General features: G+C 23.3%; 2 protein-coding genes. Both read right to left on the bottom strand.

The features are described 5' to 3' along the window. Positions 1–38 precede the first annotated feature (38 nt). Positions 39–1,259 carry a DNA-binding response regulator gene (locus ABHR63_RS09925; RefSeq protein WP_124228714.1) on the bottom strand — a complete coding sequence of 407 codons (1,221 nt, stop codon included), beginning with the start codon at positions 1,257–1,259 and terminating at the stop codon, positions 39–41. A gap of 140 nt (positions 1,260–1,399) precedes the next feature. Next, a partial coding sequence (locus ABHR63_RS09920) for a hypothetical protein (RefSeq protein WP_346966000.1) occupies positions 1,400–2,260 on the bottom strand: 861 nt, incomplete at its 5' end.

Raw genomic sequence — 2,260 nt, 5'->3', positions numbered from 1 at the left:
ATATAATCTTTGAAGAAAAGAATATAAAAAATGAGCCTTTATAAAAGCCCATTTTTTTTCATATACGTAATATGACGTTCTAATGTTTTTATTGGTACTTCTAACATTAGAGTAATTTCTTTATTTTTAAAGCCTTTTTCTTTAAGGGCTTTTATTTTTTTTCTTAATACATTTAATTCCTCTTTTTTTGTTGCTTTTCCTTTAGCTTTTAATTGCTCTTGATAATTTTTTTTACCTCTAATATTTTCTCTTCTCTTATATTCTTTTTTAGAAATTATTATTGTCATATATTTTTGTTCTTCTTCTGTAATTTCTAATAGCTCTATAAGAGTTTCATTCTTATACTTATATTGCTTATTTTTATCTAAATAACATCTTTCGGCACTTCTAGTTGCTCTTATAACTTCTCTTTCACTTAAATGTTGTCTAAACATACTATTAAGTTCTAAAACATCATTTAATGCCTTCTCAATGTCTTCTGTAAAGCTACAAAGATAATATCTATATAAAAATAATATAAGCTCTCTATGTCCTTTTAAATCATATTCTCTTAGTTCACAAAGTTTTATTATGTCTTGTATTCTTCCATAATATAAACTTCTTTCTCTATAAATATAATTTATTTTACTTGGCCTACCTTTTTTCTTTTCATATGGTTTCAATTCAGGTAAAAATCCATTTTGTATTTCTCTTAAATCATAAATATATTCATACTCATCTAATATATTTACTACTGTTTTTGATTTAGAGTTTATACTTCCTGGAACTCTTAATATCCTGGTTGCATCTAAGGCTTGTCTATCTGCTCCAAAGTATTTTAATTGATTATATAAATATTCTTGAACTGCTTTCCATAATGGTAATGCTTTACTAGGTACTGCATTTATTATCCATATTAAATACATTCCTCTTCCACTATCTATTACATAGTTTGGTATAGGAATACTTTGATTAAAATAATTCTTTTCTAAGTCCATTAATACCTGGTCTTTAGTTTTGCCAGTTTTATAATAATCCAAGTCTATAAACAGTGTATTTAACTCTTTTATATTTTCTAATCGCCTACACGGCTTATAAAAGGTATTTAGAGTTATATAGATATTTTCATCACTCATATCTAAATCTTTTAATTCAGCGTATTTATAGTGCCATTGTCTATATCCTTTTTTATCTATAACGCTCCTGGTTATCCACCCTTTACTTCTACTATGAATATTATCTATATAGTTCTTTTTATTCAGCTTTAATGCGTTTCTCACTTATTCACCTCCCCCTTTGTAAAACTAAGAAAATTATATCATATTTTCTATATCGTTAACTATTAAAAAAATAGGGTAAGCTTCAAACTTGAAGCTTACCCTATTTCCATTTAAATGATAAAAATTTTAATATAATACTATTATTTATCAATTTTATCATTAACAAACTTATTTAAATTCAGTAATGATACCTCTGTTATCTTACTAATGCTTTCTATCGGTACACCTACCTCTATAGCCTTTAAAGAAATTTTTATAGCTTGGCTTTTAATTCTATTTAACCATTTATCTAACTCATTAAAATATATATTAAATAATTCTGAATTCTGATTTAAATATTCAATATAGTTGTTTTCATCTAGTTTTGTAGTATATTCTTTTAATTTAAAGTAATTCATTAATAAGAAATATGCACTACTTTCTAGCTTACTATCTTCAGTAATTTCATTTATCTTTTTAATTTTTTCAAGAATCTCATATTCATTTAATATTAATATATTCCTAAATTCAAATCCTTTTATATTACTTTTTTTAATACTATCATTTATTTCCAATAAATTTAGTTCATCATTGATATAAATATAAGAATTATACTTAGTATATATATTATTGGATTCACAAACTACGGATTCTAATAAATAATTCATTTGAATATCTTTTAGTTTATATTTATATTTGTATTCATCCAAACTTTCACCAATATCATTAGAATTTAATGCATTAATAAATTCCTTTGACATAGTAATATAAGAACTTTGATTATTATCTATACCTTTAAAGATCAACTCATTTATATCTATGTACTTTATTCTATCTTTTGCTAAATACTCAACTTCAAATACTTTTCTACTTAATGCAATTACTTGTATAACTTCAAATAATACAAAAAATGATATAAACATTTTATTATTAGATAAAATATATATTATTAAAAGAATTAATGTTACTACTGGACCTATTATTACTTTTCTAATTTCATAATTTTCCCTAATATATTCTCC

The organism is Collinsella aerofaciens, assembly GCF_039752775.1.
GTDB classification, from domain to species: domain Bacteria; phylum Actinomycetota; class Coriobacteriia; order Coriobacteriales; family Coriobacteriaceae; genus Collinsella; species Collinsella aerofaciens_R.
The sequence above is the reverse complement of the archived record's forward strand: the minus strand, read 5'-3'. Positions and strand labels throughout refer to the sequence as shown.